The organism is Paenibacillus sp. FSL k6-2145 (assembly GCF_037976585.1).
Classification (GTDB): domain Bacteria; phylum Bacillota; class Bacilli; order Paenibacillales; family Paenibacillaceae; genus Paenibacillus.
Genome location: NZ_CP150267.1, coordinates 1,014,918 through 1,036,734, shown reverse-complemented (window position 1 = coordinate 1,036,734; position 21,817 = coordinate 1,014,918). Strand labels below are relative to the sequence as shown.

Below are 21,817 nucleotides of genomic sequence, written 5' to 3'. Positions count from 1 at the left end.
GAGGGGGAGTGAGCACGTTGAAGAAAGACCCGTTACGCAAATCGCAAGAAGAATCCCAACCTCTAATAGAGCTGAATTCACATGAGAAAGAGAATCAGAATGAGAAGCAACATGAGAGCGAGAAAGAGAGCCAGAGTAATCATCGACCGTCCAGACGTTCTGATAAATTGCTGGAAACCCGCCAATCGGAAGAGCATGAAGCGTTTGAGCAAGAAAGAATACTGATCGCCAGCCCGGTTCGCCAGACAACTCCGGTGCTCCGTGAATTTCTGGATTCTCTGCATGCATTGGAACGAACAACAGTAAAGACGGATTATCTGTTTGTTGACGATAACGTGGAAGAAGCTGCATCAAATATATTGCGTGAATTTGTGCTTCAGCATGAAGGGACGGTTATTCAAGCAGATGAACATGGTAGCGGTAGTCCTGACAACAAAGGGGTGTACAGCAAGGATGAGGGAGGACATTATTGGCAGGATGAGCAGATTTGGCGTGTAGCCGGTTTGAAAAATCGCATATTGCAATATGCACGCGACAATCACTATGATGCAGTTTTCCTGATTGATTCTGACTTGGTGCTGCATCCGCGGACGCTGGAGCAACTTGTATCGAGTGGCAAAGACATTGTATCCAATATCTTTTGGACCCGCTGGCAGCCGGATGCCAGGGAAATGCCGCAGGTATGGCTGCAAGATGAGTATGCTTTATATCGCCGCGGTGGCAAAACAGTAGACGGAACCGAGACGGAGGACGAGGGCACGCAAACGACTGCTTTTCTAAATCAGCTACGGATCCCGGGTTGTTATGAAGTTGGAGGGCTGGGGGCATGTACCCTTATTCGCAAAAATGTTCTGGCAGCAGGAGTTTCATATGACCAGATTCCCAATGTATCCTTCTGGGGTGAAGATCGTCATTTCTGCATCCGTGCCCAAGCACTGGGTTTTCGTTTGTTCGTTGATACTCATCTCCCCGCATACCACATCTATCGATTGTCCGAACTGCCGGGGGTTTCCGCCTTTAACCGCAGGGCCAGACGAGGCGAAGAGACGATCAGTATTACCCTGTGTATGATTGTGAAAAATGAAGAAGCTTCCCTTGCCAGATGTCTGGACTCGGTCAACGGTATTGCCGATGAGATTGTAATCGTGGATACCGGATCAACGGATCGCACTCGTCAGATCGCTTCCAGATATACGGATCGTATCGTTGATTTTGAATGGGTGGATGACTTTGCAGCAGCACGCAATTATGCCTTCGATCAGGCAAAGAGTGAATATATTCTTTGGCTGGATGCCGATGATGTGTTCGAACCGGAAGATCGGGCGAAACTGATCGCCTTGAAACGTTCGCTGGACCCGGATGTTGATAGTGTCACGATGGATTACAATCTGTCATTCACAGCAGATGGCAAGGTAGCCTACAGCCTGCGCCGGAATCGTCTGGTGCGTCGGGATCGGCAATTTCGCTGGATTGGCGCGGTTCATGAATATCTGGCTGTAGCGGGTAATCTGCTGCATAGTGATATAGCGGTTACCCACAAGAAAGATAAGGAGTATACCGATCGGAATCTGCGGATCTATCGCAAAAGGGAACAGGCCGGAGAGGAATTTGGGCCGCGTGACTTGTACTATTTCGGTAATGAACTGAAGGACCATGGACAGCATGAGGATGCGGTGAAGTATTATGAGAAGTTTCTGGATACCGGGCTGGGCTGGGTGGAAGATCAGATCGCTGCTTGCCAGAAAATTGCGGATTGTGAAGCTGCACTTGAACGTCCGGAGCAGGAAGTCACGGCGTTGTTCCGATCATTTGCCTATGATTTGCCAAGAGCCGAGATTTGCTGTCGATTGGGTGGTTATTTTGCCGACCGTGAAGATTATCGCAAGGCCCTGTTCTGGTATGAACAGGCGACTCGTGCTGTACGTCCTGATGATCCTATGGTGGTGCTGAATGAAGCAGCCTGGACCTGGATGCCGCATCTGCAACTATGTGTCTGTTATGACCGGATGGGTAACCGTGCCAAGGCCCGGGAACATAATGACATCGCACTCGCCTATCATCCAACACATCCAAGCATGTTATATAACGATCGTTACTTTAAAGATTTGGAGAAGGATAACGTATTGGAAAACGCTTAGGTTTCCGACGGAAATGATGCCTCTTTTGTGGAATTGAATGGGTGAATCAGCCCATGTTCCATGGAGAGGTTTTTTGCATTGTGATAAAAGCACATCATAGAGTTGGTGACAGACGCATTCACATTGAAATGGATTAATGTATTTCATCCAGGGGAGGATATGCTTTACAATAATGAATAACGGAAAAGCGGTGACCATGATTGCCTGTCTTCGGCTGCCGAATTGATAAAGCAAGGGGAACTGGATATGAATCTGACGGAAGTACTATTGGAGTCAAGGCTGGTAGCGATTGTGCGCGGTATAAGCCGCGAAGCGGCAGTAACAGCTGGACAAGGTATGACAGGTGGTGGAATCCGACTGATGGAAGTCACACTGAACACACCTGGAGCACATGATATTATTGCAGACTGGCGTGAGCGGCATGAAGGAAAGGCTTTTGTTGGAGCAGGTACTGTACTGAATGTGCAGATGGCAAAGGAAGCGGTCGCTGCAGGCGCACAATTTCTGGTGTCTCCTAATGTCGATCTGTCTGTCATTGAATATGCTGTAGAACATGGTGTCGAGATCTGGCCTGGAGCCATGACACCCACGGAAATTGTCGCTGCCCATGAAGCGGGAGCACGAGTTGTGAAGTTGTTTCCGATGGCGAGTCTGGGTATACCGTATCTGCGGGAGATCAAAGCTCCACTGAATCATATTCCACTGCTGGCAACAGGTGGTGCCACACTGGAGAATATTGCTGATTATTATGCAGCAGGCGCTGCTGCAGTGGGTCTGGGAAGTGCACTTTTGCCACGAGAAGCCCTTGCCTCAGGAGATCATGAGCAGATTGCAGCATGTGCTCGGAGATTTGTGGAAGCAGCCGAAGCATAGGCTCCAGTGTCATATGAGGGATATGTATATTTGGGTATATATATGAAGGCACCTTTAAATTAATTGTTGGATCAATCTTTATCATAAAAACCGATGTCCTTTAACGTACCGTTCATTCTATTGTTTTATGATGGATGTATGCCAGAATTCGGAGAGGAGAGATGCCCTGTGAAAGCTAAAACAATGATAGGCGGCATGATCGCCGTGGCCGCAGTAACGGCAGGTGGATTATGGAAGGCAGCGGTAAAGAGCCAGACACCCAAGAAGATTCCAATCACACTGACACCCCCAATGCCATTTGAGGATGTGACCTTTGAAAGTGGGGGAGGTCGGGTACATGGCTGGTTCATCCCGGCCAGAGCCGACATTCCGAAACCATGGCCGCTCGTTATTATTGCACATGGCTGGGGCTCTAATCGCTCCCGTGTTCTTCGTTACGCACGTCCGATCTGGGAAGCAGGATATGCCTTATTTATGTATGATGTGCGTAGTCATGGGGCCAGTGATCCGGTTCGTGCTGCATCTGCCTACCTGTTCCGGGATGATCTGCTCGCGGCATTGCAATATACGACTGCACGACCAGAGATTGATGCGGATGCCATCGGAGTGCTTGGACATTCTTTGGGTGGACTGGGTACGATTCTTGCAGTGACGGAGGGAATTCCTGTATCAGCAGTGATTACGGACTCGATGCCGTCGCAATTTGAGGTAATCGTCAGTTCAGAGCTGAGACGCCGGCGTCTGCCCTTGTTTCCACTGGCCCAGTTAATTCCGAGAATCTGGTTCTGGCGACTGGGTGAATCTCTGAAATCTTATCGTCAGCGTGATCCGGTGATGATGCTGAATGAACGGCGCAGGGGGATGCAACTGCCGATGCTTATGGTGCACTCCAAGGGAGATAATTTCATTCCCCCGAGTGAGCTTGAATATTTTATGTCCAAAGCCGATCCACCTGTTGAACATTTATGGGTCAACAGCGGAGGACACAGTTGTTCCGAGGAAGATCCAGCCTTCTGGGATACCGTTATTCCCTTTTTGAAAACCCATGTCCAAGGTCAGGAGAAGTCGAACGATTCGTCTATAGCGAGTAGTTGAAAAGATAGAATCAGCCTACATAAGAGTGCAGGCTAACAGAGAAAACGCCAACGTGGTTGGCGTTTTTTTGCTGTTATTAGCAATATGCAGAAATTCACATTTGTAAAATTGCCCGGAAAACGACGATTAAAAAGGAAGCTTATGGTATCATAGAATAGACTGGCAATATTCATGCGAGGTTATTTGTTATGCTTCTTTGTATGAAATTGAAGGGAGAGGTCGAGATTTGAGTTTGAATTGGAAGTTTAATTTACGTTTGAAAATGTTCGCAACCAAAGCAACAACCGCAGCGATGGCAACACTGCTGCTTGCTTCGCAAACACCAGGTTTTGCAGGCAGTGCATCAGCCGCGCAAGCAGAGCAGTTGACCGAAGCGACAACGGGGGAAAATGAACAACTAGACGCAACAAGCAATGACGTGCCTGAGGGAGCGAAAATCTCATCCAGGCAAGCCAGTGAAAATATACTGAAATTATTTCCATTGTTAAAAAAAGCAACAATCTCATCTGCACGATTCGATTCACCTAATTCCTATCCACCGCCAGACTACAAGGCATGGGAGATCGGGTTTCAGATTACACAAGGAAATCATACGTCGGGATTCAGTGGAACTGTACATGCAGGCACAGGGGAAGTGTTAAGTGTACATTTGCCGTCGGATATCCTGGATAAACATGTCTCGGAATCGGATGTGAAGTTAACCAAAGCTGAAGCTGAAGAAAAGGCCGTGGCATTGTTGTACCAAGCGATTCCAGGTCTTAAGGATAATGAATATGCTCCGCTTGGAGATCTGTATTCTTCCATTGAACAAGAGTCATTGTTTGGCAGAACAGAGTATCGATACGGGTACCAGTTAAAACATGATGGATTGTTATCTGACGCAGAGACAGTCTACATTAATGTGGATGAAAGTGGTTTGGTGACAGGTTACTCACGAGGTACGATCGAAGCCAAGTATCCCTCATCGAAACCGGCAGCTTCAGAAGAGAAGGCCAGACAGCAGTTTGAAGAACAGTTCGATGTGGAACTGGCTTATATCGCCAAAGATCGTCTATCTTCCAAACAGGGTCAGCAGTATTACCTTGCATATACACCCAAAAATATCAGTATCGTTCCGATTGAAGCCAATACGTTGGAACGGATTAATACATTAACAGGTAAAGCTGTAGATGAAGATTCTTTGCAGCAGGATACGAAGTTGAAAGGTGATGTAACGCCTTTTGCCCCGGCCAATGGTACGAGGTTAAATGTTCAGCAGGCCGCCACTCGGGTCGCAACAAACTTTGATATTCCCAAGGGTTATAAGCTGGAACATAGCCAGTTGGGCAAGGGATATTACTCAAGTCCGAACAGTCAGGTATGGAGTCTGAGCTGGAGCGACCGAAGTGCGAATATGTCCTATATGTTCATGCGGGATATCTCAGCACAGGTAGATGCAGTTACCGGGCAGATCTACAGTTATACGATGATGCAACGAATGGGACCGGAGATGGAACAGGAGAAGCCGGCTGAGGAGAAGGCAGGCAAATCGTTAACCCGGAAGCAGGCTGAGAAACTGGCGATGGACACGGTGATTGCGCTAGTTCCAGACGCAACGGAGCAGTTCCGACTGGCTAACGTGATTGAGGTGGATGATGCTCGCACATTTTTGTTCCAGCGTTATCTGAACGGAATTCCGGTTAAGGAAGATACGGCACAAGTACAGGTGTTGAACAACGGGACGATTAACGAGTTCTATACGCGTATTGCGGCAACGCCTGAACAACTGCCGGCAGATGTTAAGCCAGCCATCAGTTATGAAGAGGCCAAGGCACTCTATCTGGAGGAGTTCAAGCTGATCCTCGCATATTCCCGTTATGGCGGATATGGTATGAACGGTGGTCAAGTCATCCCAGCGGGGGTGAATCTTGCTTATATGCCTACACGTGATGAGAATTCGATCTATGGCAACTATGAAGCGCTGGATGCGAACACAGGGGACTGGAAGCTTTTATACGGGGACACAAGCTCTGCAACCAAGGTTGAACCTACGGATATCTTGGGTCATGTGGCCGAAGCAGCTCTACGCAATATGACACAGCATGGCGTATTGCTTGCTGATGAGCAGGGGCGCGTATTTCCGGATCGTGTAATCACCCGAGGAGATTGGTTTAACTATCTGGCAAGAGCGATTAATCCAAATATGGATCTGTACTACAGTGGGGACGGAGATGACAAGTTATACGCTGATGTGACACCTGACAGCCCTTATTATAAGGCAGTTCGGGCATTAATCGATCAGCGTTGGCTTGCCGGAGCGGACCCTGAACAGAATTTGAATCCGCAAGAAGAGATGACACGTGAAGAATTGGCAGTGTTACTTGTACGTATTTTACGCTATGAGAAGCTGGCCGGATTCTATACGTTGCCATCGGATCTTCCCAACATCGCGGATGCCAGTGCCATTACAAGTAAGGGAGCAGTCTCCCTGAGTCTGAAGCTGGGATTGCTTCCTTCGATTGAAGGACGATTCATGCCTGCACGCAAAGTGACGGTAGCTGAAGCGTCACAGGTATTGGAACGGCTCGCGAAGCTTCAAGGTAAGACAGATACGTTTATGAGTGGTAATCGTCTGTATTAGATGATGAACCACTCATATCGTGACCAAACGAATCATAGGATGAAGATAACGGGTAATCGTGATTCAATGAACTGAAGATCAAAGAGACCTTCCCTAGAAGGTCTCTTTTGATTTAATTTTTACAAAAATTATATCATTTCAACTAACATTTACACGATAACGGAGAGGTCAGAAATAACTTGAGGAAGCGAAGCGTACGCATTTATCACCGGATTTCCCCATTTGAATAAAGGATCAAAAAAATCTGGGGATAACAGCGATCGGAAAGTTGTTCTGACATCGGAGGTTGGTGTAAATATTCTTTAGTTGAAATGATATAGAAGAATGACGACAGAGCCTTTTGTGATACAATAGGGCGTGAGAACTTTGCAAAGAAGGGTGGGTTCCTTTCATGGGTAAGAACGGGAAACGAATTATCACCATACTGCTGGCAGGCTGTCTGATTGCTGTAGCGTTACCACGTACGGTTGATCTGGATCAACTGTATGCTGCATCAGGGACATCAGATATATCCACGGCAACAGATTTGCGCCAGACCTTGCTTACCGCAATGTCACAGCGAACGGAGGAACTTGTTTTTACATACAAAGGTAATGTGAAAGGCCTCAAAAAACAGTTACAAACCTCCATCGATGAGGCAATGAAGAGTGACCCTTATATCCAATATACCGTTAAAAGTTATGCATTCAATTATAAAGGCTCCAATGTGTCGGCCGAGGTCCATGTGACTCTCTCCTATCGGGAGACCAAGGAACAGACCGATTATGTGAATCGTAAAGTCACAAACGTGTTGAAAGAAATCATCAAACCAGGCATGACGGATCATGAGAAGGTCAAGGTCATCCATGATTGGATTGTGCTTAACCTTTCTTACGATACTTCGTTGAAGAAATATACGGCCTACGACGGGCTTGTTACAGGCAGTACCGTCTGTCAGGGATATTCACTGTTGGCATATCGAATGCTGGAGCGAGTAGGTATCGATAACCGGATTGTGGAAGGTACAGCAGGTGGGCAGCTTCATGCCTGGAATATCGTGAACCTGGACGGCAAGTGGTATCACATGGACACGACCTGGGATGATCCTACCCCTGACCGCAAAGGTAAGGTTAGCCATAGCTATTATTTGCTGAGCGATGATGAGATGGCACGTGACCATATCTGGACAGGCAAAAGCAAGTACCCCGCTGCGCCAGCCCCATATCGAGAAGCTTTATTAAAGCTGGTGAAGGCCGGAGATAGCAAAAAAGCCGCTTATCAGAAGCTGTACCATGCTCTGGACTATTCCCTGTATGATGAACAGGATGCCATCAAAGGCCATGCTGCGCTGAAGACCAAGGTTCAAAGTACACTGAAGGAAGGCGGAACCTCGCTCACGTTCAGGTACAAGGGTACGGAGTCTGGACTGATTGAAGATTTGCAGGATTTGTACCAGCTTGGCATGAAATCGATCTCTTATTATGTGTCCAAAATGGAAGGTACTACGGATCTGCGCGTCAAAATTAACTGGACAATATAAAAACCGTTTGAACAGGATGCTCCGCTTGAGGAGTATCCTTTTTTGTGTTCAATTTTGTGTTCAAAAACGAGGATTTTAGTGTTGTCTATTTTTTGTATATGTCGCTTTGCTATTCTAATCTTCGGCGTATGCCAACACTACGTACGAGGAGGATATGCAAACAATGAGGAAAAAAGTGAGCATAGTGATCATTGCTCTGTTACTGGTCACGCAAATGATGCAGGGTTGGATATTTACACCAACAATGCATGCTCAGGATGAATTAACTAATTTGCCAGCCAGTGCAATCAGCGATACAACGTCAGAAGAAGGTTTGGCAGTTTCGGAAGAGATGAACAACGTTGACGTTGCAGCCACTCCGGAAGAAGAGGGGGAGGGAAACCTCAACCAGAGCAGTTTAGCAATGGCAGCTGCAGGTCCGGTAATTACAGATCAATTGATTACCAGTGTGCAGATGTACAATCAGGTACCAGAAGACAACGGGAATGGCACGATTGAAGTCAAAGGAGATATGATCAAAGATATTCGACCACGCATTCAGGATGAGGTGGCTGTAGTCTTTACATGGGGACTTGCAGATGACAACCACAACTATAGCGATGGCTCTACGTTCACCTTTAACTTGCCCGATAAATTCATCATCGGGTCGCAGCTTAAGGGTAATCTGGATGGCGGTGTTGGGGAGTATGTGGTGAATCCAGATGGCACAATCATCTTTACCTTTAATGAACTGATCGAGCATGCGAAGCTAGAAGGTAACTTCTACGTGTGGATTAAGTTCGATGAGAGCAAGATGGAAGATGGTTTGAAACAACAGATAGACTTTAGTTCCGTAGGGCAGGGCATCATTGATGTACATTTTGCCAACACAGCCGTAGATAAGTTGAAGAAATCGGGAAGCGCAAACAAAGAAAACTTCAACTCCGACGAAATTGAATGGACCGTAGATTTTAACCAAGGCGAGAAGGCTTTGAAAAATGCGGTTCTTACAGATACGTTGCCAACAAACCTTGAACTCAAGGGCAATATCGAAATTCGCGAATTGGAAGTGCAATTGAATGGATCTGTAAAAGCAGGTCCAGTAGTTCAAACGGAACCACAGTTTCCAATCCAATTGGGGGATACAGATAAGGCCTATCGTGTGACCTACACGACAAGTGTTAAAGCACCAACCACTGCTCCGTTCACCAACGTGGAGTATCAAAACCAGGTTGCGCTTACAACGGATCAGAGTGAGCACAACGAAACAGATATTGGCCGAGTTCGTGTGAGTTTTAATGAGCCTTTGAACAAGTCAGGGCAAGATAGTGCGTATGATCCGGTGACACAGACGATCACATGGAAAGTTCAATATAACTACAATCAGCAAGAAATCATACAAGCGAATGCATGGATTGAAGACCGTTTTGATACGGCAAAACAGCAACTGATTAACAATTCCGTCAAAGTATATCAAGTGGACATTAGTGCAAGTGGAGCGGCTTCGAACAGAACACTGATCAATCCGAATGAGTACACACTTGAAGCGATGAATACAGGATTTGATGACGGCTTCAGATTACATTTTAAGAACGATATTACCAAGGCCTATGAGATCGAATATGATACACAATCCATTCATCGTGTTTATACAAACGACACCATTACGAACACAGTGAACATGTATGATGGTACTTCCAAAACAGGCCGAAGAGACATTCAGGAAGTCATTTTTGCAAAGAGTGTAAAAAGTGAAAACTTCAACACAAAAGAAATCGAATGGCAGATTGTTTTGAACCGTGATTTGCAGGACATGACGGATATCATCATCACGGATAATTACGAAGGCAGACACATGAAGCTGATTCCGGGTAGTCTTCAAGTGAGTGGGGTTAACAAAGAAGACTTCGAACTGACTCCAGACCCGGCTGATCCAACCTATGAAAAAGGATTCTCCGTTCGCCTGAAGGACGGCGTTACAATTAACACGGAACATGTCATTACCTATACAACAAGCTTTGACCCGACGGCAGGTATGCCAACGGATAATGAATATCGCAACTCTGCCAAGATCGATTGGGAAGAATCCAATGTAGCACAGACTGCGATTACCAAATCTGCTGTAGTCAAACCTCAAGAGTACACCATTCAAAATGGTAACAAAAAGGGCGAATACAGCGCCAAAGACAAAAAAATCACATGGACAATTGATGTAAACTACAACTTGTTTGATATTCACGAAGCCATCCTCAAGGATGCCTACACGGGTAACCAATCTTTTGTAGACGGTTCATTAAAAGTTCATGAGTTAGAGTTACAGGGAGCCAATAATGTTACTGCTGTAGGTAGCGAGGTTCCGCTCATACCTGGTCAATTCCAGCTGAACCCGGACGGTAAAGGTTTTACATTGGATCTGGGTAACATCGGCAAAACAGCTTATCGCATTCAGTATCAAACGAGCCTGGATGGACCTTATTCCGTCGAAGGCACGTATGCTAACCAGGCTGTTCTAACCGACGGTGAGGATGGTGAGGTACGCTTTAATCGATCAGCGAGCGTCACGCCAGTTCACGGTGGTGTGTATGTACAAAAAACAGGTCAACAGATCGGTACAACGGATAAAGCATCATGGACGGTAAATATCAATCCAAGTCAATCTTATATTCCAGCGGGTTCTCAATTAACAGATACCTTGTCGGAGAACCAAATTTTATTGGCTGATTCATTGAAATTATATGCAACGAACCTGCCTGCCAACAATTCAGGCAATGTATCCAACAAAGCTGGACTGGTTGATCCGGCTGATTATGAATTGATTGTGGAGGGCAATACATTTACCTTCACCTTCAAGAAAGATATCCATACTGCATTCATTTTGGAATATCAGTCCTATATTAATGCCGATCATGGCGCCCGAATTGAGAATAAGGTTGAATTTGCAGGCCAATCTTCTTCGGTGGTAGGGGAAGGCAATCAGGCGGGGATTAAAGTTTCATTAGCTGGAGCAGGTGGAGGAGCCTCCACTGGTTTAGGCAAAATCAGAATTCACAAAGTCAGTGATACCGGAGTTCCGCTGGAAGGAGCGATCTTCGCAATCTATAATGCGTCTGGAACTACGCTTCTGGAAACATTGAAACCAACGGACGAGAATGGAGTAGTTGAAAGCTCCAGAAACTATCGATTAAACAATCTGACCAATGGTGTACCTTATAAGTTAAAAGAATTATCTGCACCTGCAGGATACTTGGTTGATCCTGAATATGGCTCTGTCTCAGGTAAAACGATTGAATTTAAGGATGCGGATATCGCTTTTGAAATTGAAAATAAAAAGATTCGTCAAGGCTTCGAATTAACCAAGGTGGATGCTGCTGACAGCACGAAAACGCTAAAAGGTGCAACATTCGAACTGTACCTGAAAAATGGTCAAACCAGCCAGTTGATCGATACGATAACTTCGGGTGAGGATGGAAAGATCGGAGCAACAGATCTGGAGCCAGGGGATTATGAGTTGATTGAGGTCGAGGCACCTGAATTCTATCAATTGGATTCAACGCCCATACCTCTTACCATTGTAACCAATCAAACTCAGATTGTTACGCTCACACATACCAATACGCAGGGCACAAATGCCAAGCTGGTGGTGACCAAAGTGAACGCCAAGGATCAATCCGTGTTAGCTGGAATTGAATTCGAACTGCGTAATGGTACAAATGCGGTGGTTGACACACAGGTTACGAATATCAATGGGGTCATTGAATTTGATAACTTGCCGTATGGCCCATATACATTGGTAGAGACCAAGGCAGAAGGCTTTGTTATTGAACAGCCGGAGACGCTTGTATCTATTATCAAACCGGAAACTCAATTGACCATTGAAAATAAAAAAAATGATCGTTCTGTGAAATTGATTAAAACCAATGCGGGTCGAACTCAGCACCTTCAAGGAGCTGTATTTGAATTACGGGCTCAAACTGCATTGATGGATGCAAATGGGAATTGGGAGTTCCACAAGGTAACAGGTCTAGATGAAGCTTCACTGACAACCAATCAACAAGGTGAAATTGTACTTAAAGACCTGGATATCAATAAATATCAGTTGGTTGAAATAAAAGCGCCTAACGGATATATCTTGGACACAACACCAGTACCATTTGAAATTACGAACATACAAACGGAAGCTGTAGTTGTGGAAAAAACAAATCAGGCTATCCCGGTATCGGGTGGTGGATCGAGTGGACCTTATAATCCGGGAACCCCTACTACGGGGGGAACACCAGATCCGGAGAAACCAGTAAATCCGGAACCAGGAACACCAAATCCATCGGTTCCAGGCACGGTTGTTACTGAACCTACAGAGTCTGGGGGAGGAACCGAAAGCCCGACAGATGAAGATGGCGGGGTAGCGCCACCGACACCAGGCGTATCCAACGGTGAAGACACTGCACCTCCTGTTGGGGATACAGATGCACCGGATGGGGATGGTGCACTGGCACCTCCTGCTGGAGCGGATACAGATGGATCACAGGGCAATGGAAATTCTGCATCACAGCCAAACGGAAGTCCTGGATCTCAGGGAATGCTGCCACAAACAGGTGAAGAGAGCACAATGGCTTACACTGCTGTGGGCATGATGCTGATGGCGCTAGGTAGCGCGGGATTCATGTACTTCCGCCGCAGACAATTGCTTCAGCGCTAGATCGCAGCACGTAATGCAGGAACAGATCATATTTGGATAAAAAAACACCCTCTAACTTTCACAAGTGACTCAGCGTCATCATGTGAATTACTAGAGGGTGTTTTATTTTATTTCAGCTGCACCTTAGGGAGGATCAATATCCGGCAACCTCCGGATTCACTTCAATAGCTCTTACAATTAGGCGATGTGTTGGATTGACGAGTGGATCACAGGTAATTAAGGTAAGGACCTGGCCAAGTCCGGGGTCTTCCAGCACAGACAAGTCATTTGGCTCTACAACGGATATCTGATCTACCTTGTACTGGATAATCGTTCGATCTGCCAAGGTGACTTGCATCGAATCCCCAATCTGGAGTTCTCCCAGACGATTGAACAGCCGTCCTTTTTTGTGGGCGCGATGAGCGGCTATGGCGGCATTACCCTTGTTACCGATCCTAGTGGTTTCGACAAGATGGGTTGCAGCTACCTTCATGTTAGCTTCCGTTGCACCCTCCAGAATCGGTAAGCGGACATCAATCTTGTCAATGGATAGTACCCCCAACTTATTCGAGGAGGCCTCTTGCACTGTATCTGTACTATCCGTAGTCGGCTCTGCAGAAGTTGCATCCTGTATGCCTTGTTCGAAGGAGTGATTAAGCGTAGACAAGCCGTTTTGCAATTGCTCCAGATCGTTCATGACACGGGTTTGCTGCCAGTCATAATACGTTTCCCGCAGGAAAGGAAAGCTGATGATCAGGATGCCCAGTAGAACGAGCAGAATAGAGAATTTTTTCATTATACATCAACTCCCGTTGTCCAAGAAAAATTGTATACCTTTCTCTATTCTACTTAAGGATCTATACAAAATATGGACAGGGACGAAAGGACGTACAGAAATGTTCGAAGGGGGAAGCCGCCCCAAAACAAAACCTCCCCGTTTCGCTACAGTAGGAAAACTGCAACGCCACGCGGGGAGGTTTTATTATATGGAGTCAATTGTATCAGTTAATGGTGGTATACGTTGGAGCTACTATTTATCAGCTGGTGAATCGGTAGGTGTGAAATCACATTCCTGCAGCGGCACCACTTTGGTCTTTTTGATCCATTTGTAACCGAGCCACAACACCAGGAACAGGGGTACACTCAGGTAGGCAACGATGGCTCCACTCCAGTCGATCTGATCACCCGTGAATGCCTGGTAGTTCTGTCCGATGATCACGATGATACACAGGACAAAAGCAAAGATCGGCCCAAAAGGGAACCAGCGTGCACGGTAAGGCAGATCGCTCAGATCCCTGCCTTGTGCAACGTATGCACGACGGAAGCGATAATGACTGATAGCGATACCCAGCCAAGTGATAAAACCACACATACCGGATGCATTCAACAACCAGGTGTACACAATCCCATCGCCGAACAGGGAGGCAAGGAATGCCAACATACCAACAGCTGTTGTAAGCAAAAGTGCATTCATTGGAATGCCTTTTTTATTCAGCTTACCCAGGAAACGAGGGGCTTTACCGTCTCTGGCAAGGGCATAGAGAACCCGGCTTGAAGCATACATGCCTGAGTTACCGGCAGAGAGTACAGAAGTCAGAATAACGGCATTCATCACGGAAGCTGCAATGGCGAGGCCAGCTTTCTCAAACACCAGTGTAAACGGGCTGACACCGATATTTTCCAGATCACCTTTGAGCAGATTCGGATGCGTATACGGAATGATCAGACTGATCACGGTAATCGCCAAGATGTAAAAAATCAGAATGCGCCAAAATACCTGACGAATTGCACGAGGTACATTTTCGCGCGGGTTTTCACTTTCACCGGCGGCTACCCCGATAAGTTCGGTACCTTGGAATGAGAATCCAGCAGCCATGAACACACCAAGCACAGCGAAGAATCCGCCATGGATGGGCGCATCACCGATGGTGAAGTTGCTGAAACCAACCGCTTCTCCACCCATAATACCAAAGATCATGAGCACACCAACGGCCAGGAAGATGATCACAGTAGCGACTTTGATAATGGCGAACCAGTACTCGGACTCTCCATAGCCTTTAACGGATAACACGTTCAAGGCAAAGATCAGCACGAGGAACAATAAGCTCCATAACATGGATGAACTGTCGGGGAACCAGTACTTAATGAGTACAGTAGCGGCAGCAAGCTCTGCTGCAATGGTTACCGCCCAGTTGTACCAAAAGTTCCAACCCATGGCGAACCCGAGAGCAGGATCGACAAAACGTGCGGCATACGTATTAAATGAACCGGAGTCCGGCATAAAGGTAGCAAGTTCACCAAGGCTGGTCATTAGGAAATAAACCATGATGCCAACGGCCGCATAGGCAATTAATGCTCCACCAGGGCCTGCGGTTGAGATGGCGGTACCACTTGCGAGAAACAGCCCGGTACCAATCGAGCCACCGAGGGCGATCATCGTCATATGGCGTGCGCGTAATCCTTTTTTCAGGGAAGGTCCAGTTGTTGTTGGGTTACTGCGGTCTTGCATGGAAACACTCCTTCATTCGATATACTGATGTTTGCGATACTTGAATTCATAAACAAAAAGACCACAGGCATCAGCCTGCGGTCTTTAATATTTCAATGTCCGCACCATGTCCCAGATGATTAAGATAGCTCAACACAGAAGAATTCATACCTTTATATAAAGGAAATGTACTTCCGTGACAGTTCTGCGCCTTTCGACAGCAGCCCCAGCTCACCGGACCGTATAAGGAACGTCCAGTAAGCTTCGGCGGGTACACCTTTCGGCTGATCTCATAAGCGGCTCCTTAGCGCCTCCATCAGCGTACTGATCGCACCCGCGACCTCTACCTCACCATCAATGGATGAGGTGTATCTATTGTCTATGAAATTATGAACAACACAACTTAACACCGTGTGTCCTGTTTAGTAAACAGACAATCAGTATAACGCGCATGGTTTTCCAGTGCAATAACAATTGTTGGATGTGAGGTCTGAGAGAGGACTATTCCTCTTTTTTGTTACGGCCAGCCATCTGCTGCCATACCGTTCCAGCGGCCTGTTCGCCCGATTCGATCCGCTCCAGAGCCATCTTGGCTTGTAGGCTGACTTCAAATTCAGGATCATCGGCTGCAACTCGCAACGCTTGCTCTGCTTCTTCAGTTCCCACCTCATAGAGAAAACGTGCTGCACGCCAGCGTACAAGTTTACTTTTATCGGATAACGTAGCTGTCATTGCTGGAGTGGCGGCAGGATCACCGATATCAGACAAGGTATCCCCAGCAGTCCGGCGTACCGCAGGAGAACTGTCCTGAAGCGCTTCATACAGCAGTTCCATCGCTTCCGGTGTACGGATGTCACCCAGGTATACCACGGCCAAGCGACGTATCTGCATTTTGTTGTCATGTAAGGCATGGGCTACGAGAGGCAGTCTTTCTGCCGTAGGCTCCATGCCGTCAAATGCCGCATAGCGAACATTCCAATCCTCGTTTCGCAGAGCCTCTTCAAGTTCGGCTCCATCCAATTCACGGCGGCGCTCGACGAACTCTTCGGATTTGGTACCATGTTCAATGGCCTGTTTGATAACCTGCTCGAGTCGTTCCGGGGGATAAGCGGCTTCCAATTCCTGTTCGACTTCACGTGCGATGTCCGGTAACTCGCCATATCGAACGCCGTAATCGCTCAGTTTACGTTCTTTGATCATCGTTGCACTGGCGACTTCCGTCACTGCTTTGACAAAGCGGTCCGACAACGAGATTCGTTCTTCCTTGACCCCGGCCTTGACCCTAATTTGCATCGGTACACCTCGGAAGAATTGTACAAATACCTGTGCTTCTCCGAAGTGCTCGCCTGAACCATCTTCGGATTCAATCCAGTCCAGATCAATGCCTTGCTGTCCAAGGCGATTTTGGACTTCGCCCAAGATAACGGACCAGTCGGCATTCCCTTTACGATCAAGTGCGACAAAGTCTGTTGTGTGGAACACACTCTTTACACCGGGAATATGAAGCATCTGGCGAATGAACGCCGGAGCAGATCGTTCGTTGTCCAGGGTATATGTTTTGCGAATTCCGTCCTCCAGACGTTCATCGAGATGTAGCATCATCGTATTTGGACTCGGTGTTGGTTCAATGGAAACAATATTCATCAATGTAACCTCCTATAGTACCAGATTCATCTTTCACTTCCCGTAAATTAAATCACACGGGTATTTCTCTATTTTACATCAATGTGTGGAATCTGCGAAATCATCCAGAAATGAAGTGGACGTGTCTAACACTTAATGTGAAGAAGTACGAAATTTGTTAACACTTCTTTCATGTTCACGCACAAACATTTTTAAACGAAAATTGGCACAATAAAGATAAGAATCAACTGGAGGTTATACCTATGGAACCCATTACCGTGCTCTCGGATGGAAAACGTCGTATTGCATATGAGAATATTATTCAATTGTTCAGGAACTGGATTGAGGACTCAACATCCGGTTCTGCGATAGAAACACATCGGGGAAGTTGGGAAAATGCCCGTTATTGTATTGTTGACTATCAGAATGCCGAAGAAGCGGTGTCAGCAGCAAATGCCATTCGGGCTTTTATGCCACAACTTCCGTTACTGGTCATTACGGATTTCCATTCCCTAATTCGGAAGCGTCACCTGCAACAGATTACAGGTACAGGTGAGATGAAGATGATTCTCTGGAACGAGCAAGACCCGAATCAACTAATCAAGGATATGGAAAATTGGTTGCATTCTTCGTCTGTCCATAAATCAGAAATAGCCATACCGCCCATCTTATCCATGAGATAAAAGAGAGATATGGCCAAAGATGTTTAACTTTTTAATCGTTACGATCGTATTAGATCACATATTTATAGCCTGTTCCCCAAACCGTCTTAATATAACGTGGGTTTTTGGGGTCAGGCTCAATTTTTTTTCGCAGACTTGAGATATGAACATCAATGGTACGATCCAGATAGGCCCGTTCGGAGCCTTTGATCCGATCCATCAGCTCATTGCGGGTGAACACTTTACCCGGATTGCGGTACAATTCCTTCATAATCTCAAACTCAATATGAGTGACCTCGATTTCAACACCATCCACAAACAGAGTTCTTCTGTACTCATTCACATTTACATGTCCAGTAACCTCTGCCTGCTTGTCTTCTTTTACCGGTTTATCTTTATAGGAAATGATTGATCTTCGCAGCAGTGCTTTAATCCGGGCATCCAACTCTTTCAAACTAAATGGTTTGCACAGAAAGTCATCCGCACCATTATGTAATGCACGAAGTCGATCATTCAGCATGGTGCTTGCCGAGATCATCAGAATGGGCACAGTGGAGTGCTGGCGAAAGGCTTCTACGAGATCATTTCCATCCATTTCAGGAAGCATGAGATCAGTTACAACAATATCCGGCTGGAATTGTGGAAACAGTTGAAGTGCCTCGCGGGCATGATGAACCCGTTCAGTGATGTATCCTTCCTCCTCAAGAAAGAAAGCAATCATGTCGGCCAGATTTTTCTCATCTTCTATAAGAAGTACTTTGATAGTCATAGGGTCACACTCCTGGTGAAAATAATATGTTAAGAAAATGCTAAAAAAACAAGGTGAATTGCGAATAAATGCCGCAAATTTTTTAATGTTTCTATCCCAAAATATAGGATGTATATGTAGAGAAAGAATACGCTTTTTGAATGAACTTCAATATTCTAGCATGAATGCAGTTTGGTTGCCGATCAATCAGAATTTCCCAAAGCTACACCAAGTATTAATTACAGTATAATGGATCAGAACGAGTTAAGGGGAAAAAAAGTAATATTGTATCCGCTTAAGTTTATAGGGGGAACCAACGTTGTTGTTGAAAACAAAAGAAAAAATGATCCATGAGGGCAAATGCTTATGGATCGTATAAAGGCAAGACAAATGCTGGATTGGGTCGTGTTGAAGCTGAGAATACCCTGGATTGGGACCAGCATTCTGATCATTCTGGGCTCACTAAGCACCATTTTTCCGTTTAGTTTATTCTATGGTGTACAGTTTATGATTGGGAGCGCGGCAGCACTCGTTGCTCTTCGTTTGCATGGGGCCATCTATGGATTTGTCACCCTTACAGTCATCCATCTGCTGAATACTGTCTTTGTCGGCTTTGTGCCGCACAATCTAACTGTCATGCTTGCCCACTTCATGGAATTAATCTGGATGCTCGTTTGGCAGATCCGCTGGAAGAATGGCAGCTTAATCAAGGCTAATGCTGTCTTTTGGGTAGTCATGTTACTTCCTGTTATCTATACCGGGCATTTTATGTTGGGTTTAAATATAGACGATTTGAAGTATGAGTATATGTATATTGCTGTGATTGGTATGGTGAATGCGCTGATTGCGGGAATTGTAGTTGATTTTTGGATCACTACGGGTGAACACAAATCAAAACGCATGGGAACCATCCCATTAACAAGAATTGCGTTTAAATACGTAGTCGCCTTTGTGGTATTTGTTTCTCTCGTACTGTTATCCGCAGATAGCCGCAGACAATTGGATCAAATGAATGATGCCATATTACGTGATATGAAATATGCAGCGACTGCGGTTGTTCAGGATATTGATGAAGAGTATGTTACCTCCGAGAATATGGATCAGAATATGGCGCGTTATCATCATCTACTAGGCGTGAATGTGATTCTGCTGGATCGGAATGATACGGTCGTCGCTTCTGGATTGAATACTCTTCAGGCAGGCGATTACCTGGACATGGACAGATTCCGTCTTCTGAAATCAAGGGATAATCTCTTTCTGTTAAGTTCCGCAAATATCCATTACAGCGATGTATTGAATCACTGGAAACAAGCCTCTTTTATCTATGAAGCAGAAATGACAAGGTTAACACCTTATCGGGTATTCATTGTGACCGACTCGTCCGAGTATTACCCCCGAATCGAATCCATTTACCTGACCACGCTGCAATCCCTGTTCATCATCATCGTGGCTTCCATGATCGTAGCGGCTCCTCTCAGCAGTAAGGTTGTTAGCCCGTTGTTAAGACTGACTAGGATGACAGGCTCTCTTCCGAGACTGCTGTTTCGAAATGGGAAGATGGAGTGGCCAACCAGCCATGTAACCGAAGTACAGATCCTGATTGGCAATTTGCGCAAAATGGCTGATGTGCTGCTGGAACAATTCGAACAGATTCGTCACGACAAGTTAACGCTGGAGGACAGGGTTATTGAGCGTACCAAGGAACTCAAGAATAGTGAAGAGGTCAAACGTGCCATTATTGAATCCTCTATTGATGCGATTATCGCTGTGGACTCCAATGGGTTGATCGTTGAGTTTAATCCGGAGGCTGAAAGAATGTTTGGATTGCGTCGGGAAGAAGTGATTCTGCACAAGGAAGCGCCGACTCTTTTTCAAGGGGCCAGCTGCAAGGAGATCAAGAATTTGCTGGAGCGATTTGAATATGTTGAAGGTAAAAGATACACCATCGTTGAAGAAATTTCAGGTATTCGACGGGATGGTTCCGTATTTCCGATTGAGTACAAAATTGTTGAGATCCAGTTGGGCAAAAATGAGACATTATATAACCTGTTTATTAAGGATATTACAGAGCGGACCAGAGCAGAAGAAGATCGTGTACGTCATGCCCTGGCGCTGGAGAAGCTGAACTCAGAGTTGTTCAATGAGAAGATTGCCATTCAGGAACAGCGAGATATCAGTGAGCAATTTATTGAATCCGTACGAGAAGGGCTTGTGATGTCTGATCGATCAGGGACCATAACCATCGTCAACCGAAGGATAGAAGAGATGTTTGGTTTGGGTGATTTTATGGGCAGATCCATTGAAGATTTGGCGCAGGCGATTGATACGATGGTATTAACGGACAACTTCAATCTGATGGAACAGACGAGAGCATTCCTGAATGGAGAAACAGCGTTTATCGAGACCGAATTTATATTCAATAATGTGGATAAAAGTGTATTTTCCTTGTACATGAAGCAGATGGATGTCCCGGGTAAAAACCATGGGTTTCTGCTGGTGTTCCGTGACCGGACAGGAGAAGAACGGCTGGATCGGATGAAAAATGAGCTGATCAGTGTGGTATCTCATGAGCTTCGAACGCCTGTAGCCACCATTATGGGATATGTGGAATTAATGATGATGTATGACCTTCCGGCAGCTCAGCAGCGGGAATTCATGCAGACCATCTCTTCGGAGGGCAAGCGGCTGAGCAGTTTGCTCGATGATGTACTCGATATTCAGCGCCTCGACAACGAAGGTATGACTTACCACATGACGTATGTACCGCTGGTTGAGTTGGTAGAAGGGGTTGCCGAACAGTGGAATATGAAGTCTGCCCAACGTATCTACGTGCATACGTTTAATGGAGACTTTTTTGCTTATGCTGACCAGAACAGGATGGTTCAGGTTCTGCATAATCTGGTGGGCAATGCAGTCAAGTATTCTCCGGGAGCCGATCGTATCGATGTGACGTTATGGGAAGAAGAGGAATGGTTATGTCTTGATGTGCGTGACTACGGAATAGGCATTGCGGAGCAAGAGAAGGACATGCTGTTCAACAAATTCTATCGGGTCGATAATTCAGATCATCGGCAGATTGGTGGAACAGGAATTGGGTTGTACATTTCCCGTAAAATTGTAGAGGATCACAAGGGTACACTGACCTTTATATCTGCACCGGACAAAGGAAGTACGTTCAAGGTTCGACTGCCCAAGCAGGACGTATTGGTGTAAATTTAATGATGGATGAAGAAATGTATTTCACTTTTTTATAAATAATAATTATTTACGAGACCTACGGATAGAGCCTTTGCCCTTCAGCGCGTGAGCGTGATAAGGGGAAAGGCTTTTTTTGTTTTTCAATTTCCCCGGATAAAAAAACAACTTCTTTTGCAAACTGTCTATAGAGCCATAATTT

The 21,817-nt window shown here is 46.0% G+C and carries 12 protein-coding genes and 1 riboswitch; of the genes, 8 read left to right on the top strand and 4 right to left on the bottom strand.

The genetic code is table 11. The features are described 5' to 3' along the window. Nucleotides 1–8: 8 nt before the first annotated feature. The 6 genes from NZ043_RS04705 (at nt 9) to NZ043_RS04680 (ending at nt 12,920) form a co-directional block, all read left to right on the top strand. Nucleotides 9–2,138: a glycosyltransferase gene (locus NZ043_RS04705; protein ID WP_133387159.1), complete on the top strand. Its 2,130-nt coding sequence runs from the start codon at nt 9–11 to the stop codon at nt 2,136–2,138. 246 nt (nt 2,139–2,384) lie between these two features. Continuing rightward, nucleotides 2,385–3,011 (top strand): bifunctional 4-hydroxy-2-oxoglutarate aldolase/2-dehydro-3-deoxy-phosphogluconate aldolase, encoded by a 627-nt coding sequence (locus NZ043_RS04700; RefSeq protein ID WP_133387158.1) that lies wholly within the window; start codon nt 2,385–2,387, stop codon nt 3,009–3,011. 168 nt (nt 3,012–3,179) lie between these two features. Continuing rightward, the gene (locus tag NZ043_RS04695; RefSeq protein WP_240768311.1) at nt 3,180–4,106 is read left to right on the top strand and encodes an alpha/beta fold hydrolase; all 927 of its coding nucleotides are present in this window, start codon (nt 3,180–3,182) and stop codon (nt 4,104–4,106) included. A gap of 226 nt (nt 4,107–4,332) precedes the next feature. Next, nucleotides 4,333–6,726 carry an S-layer homology domain-containing protein gene (locus tag NZ043_RS04690; RefSeq protein ID WP_091038542.1) on the top strand — a complete coding sequence of 798 codons (2,394 nt, stop codon included), beginning with the start codon at nt 4,333–4,335 and terminating at the stop codon, nt 6,724–6,726. Nucleotides 6,727–7,117: 391 nt separating this feature from the next. Next, nucleotides 7,118–8,245, top strand: a complete 1,128-nt coding sequence (locus NZ043_RS04685) for a transglutaminase domain-containing protein (protein ID WP_091038543.1) — start codon at nt 7,118–7,120, stop codon at nt 8,243–8,245. A gap of 163 nt (nt 8,246–8,408) precedes the next feature. Further along, nucleotides 8,409–12,920, top strand: coding sequence for a collagen binding domain-containing protein (locus NZ043_RS04680; RefSeq protein WP_339310816.1), 4,512 nt, complete (start codon nt 8,409–8,411; stop codon nt 12,918–12,920). Nucleotides 12,921–13,053: 133 nt separating this feature from the next. Here the strand turns inward: NZ043_RS04680 and NZ043_RS04675 are convergent, their stop codons facing one another. The 3 genes from NZ043_RS04675 to NZ043_RS04665 form a co-directional block, all read right to left on the bottom strand. Further along, nucleotides 13,054–13,695, bottom strand: a complete 642-nt coding sequence (locus tag NZ043_RS04675; RefSeq protein WP_339310814.1) for a class D sortase — start codon at nt 13,693–13,695, stop codon at nt 13,054–13,056. 234 nt (nt 13,696–13,929) lie between these two features. Next, a complete protein-coding gene (locus NZ043_RS04670) occupies nt 13,930–15,408 on the bottom strand; it encodes an amino acid permease (protein WP_339310812.1) in 1,479 nt (492 codons plus the stop codon). Nucleotides 15,409–15,525: 117 nt separating this feature from the next. Further along, a riboswitch (Lysine riboswitch) is annotated at nt 15,526–15,741 on the bottom strand. 147 nt (nt 15,742–15,888) lie between these two features. Then, nucleotides 15,889–17,031, bottom strand: a complete 1,143-nt coding sequence (locus NZ043_RS04665) for a virulence factor (RefSeq protein WP_047841582.1) — start codon at nt 17,029–17,031, stop codon at nt 15,889–15,891. A gap of 242 nt (nt 17,032–17,273) precedes the next feature. Here NZ043_RS04665 and NZ043_RS04660 point away from each other — a divergent pair, with 242 nt between their 5' ends. Further along, a complete protein-coding gene (locus tag NZ043_RS04660; RefSeq protein ID WP_091038549.1) occupies nt 17,274–17,693 on the top strand; it encodes a hypothetical protein in 420 nt (139 codons plus the stop codon). Nucleotides 17,694–17,742: 49 nt separating this feature from the next. On the opposite strand, the gene NZ043_RS04655 is transcribed toward NZ043_RS04660, so the two are convergent. After that, complete coding sequence (locus tag NZ043_RS04655) at nt 17,743–18,441, bottom strand: response regulator transcription factor (protein ID WP_036668013.1); 699 nt, start codon at nt 18,439–18,441, stop codon at nt 17,743–17,745. A 345-nt stretch (nt 18,442–18,786) separates the two neighbouring features. Here NZ043_RS04655 and NZ043_RS04650 point away from each other — a divergent pair, with 345 nt between their 5' ends. Further along, a complete protein-coding gene (locus NZ043_RS04650; RefSeq protein ID WP_339310809.1) occupies nt 18,787–21,633 on the top strand; it encodes an ATP-binding protein in 2,847 nt (948 codons plus the stop codon). The last annotated feature ends 184 nt before the right edge of the window (nt 21,634–21,817 follow it).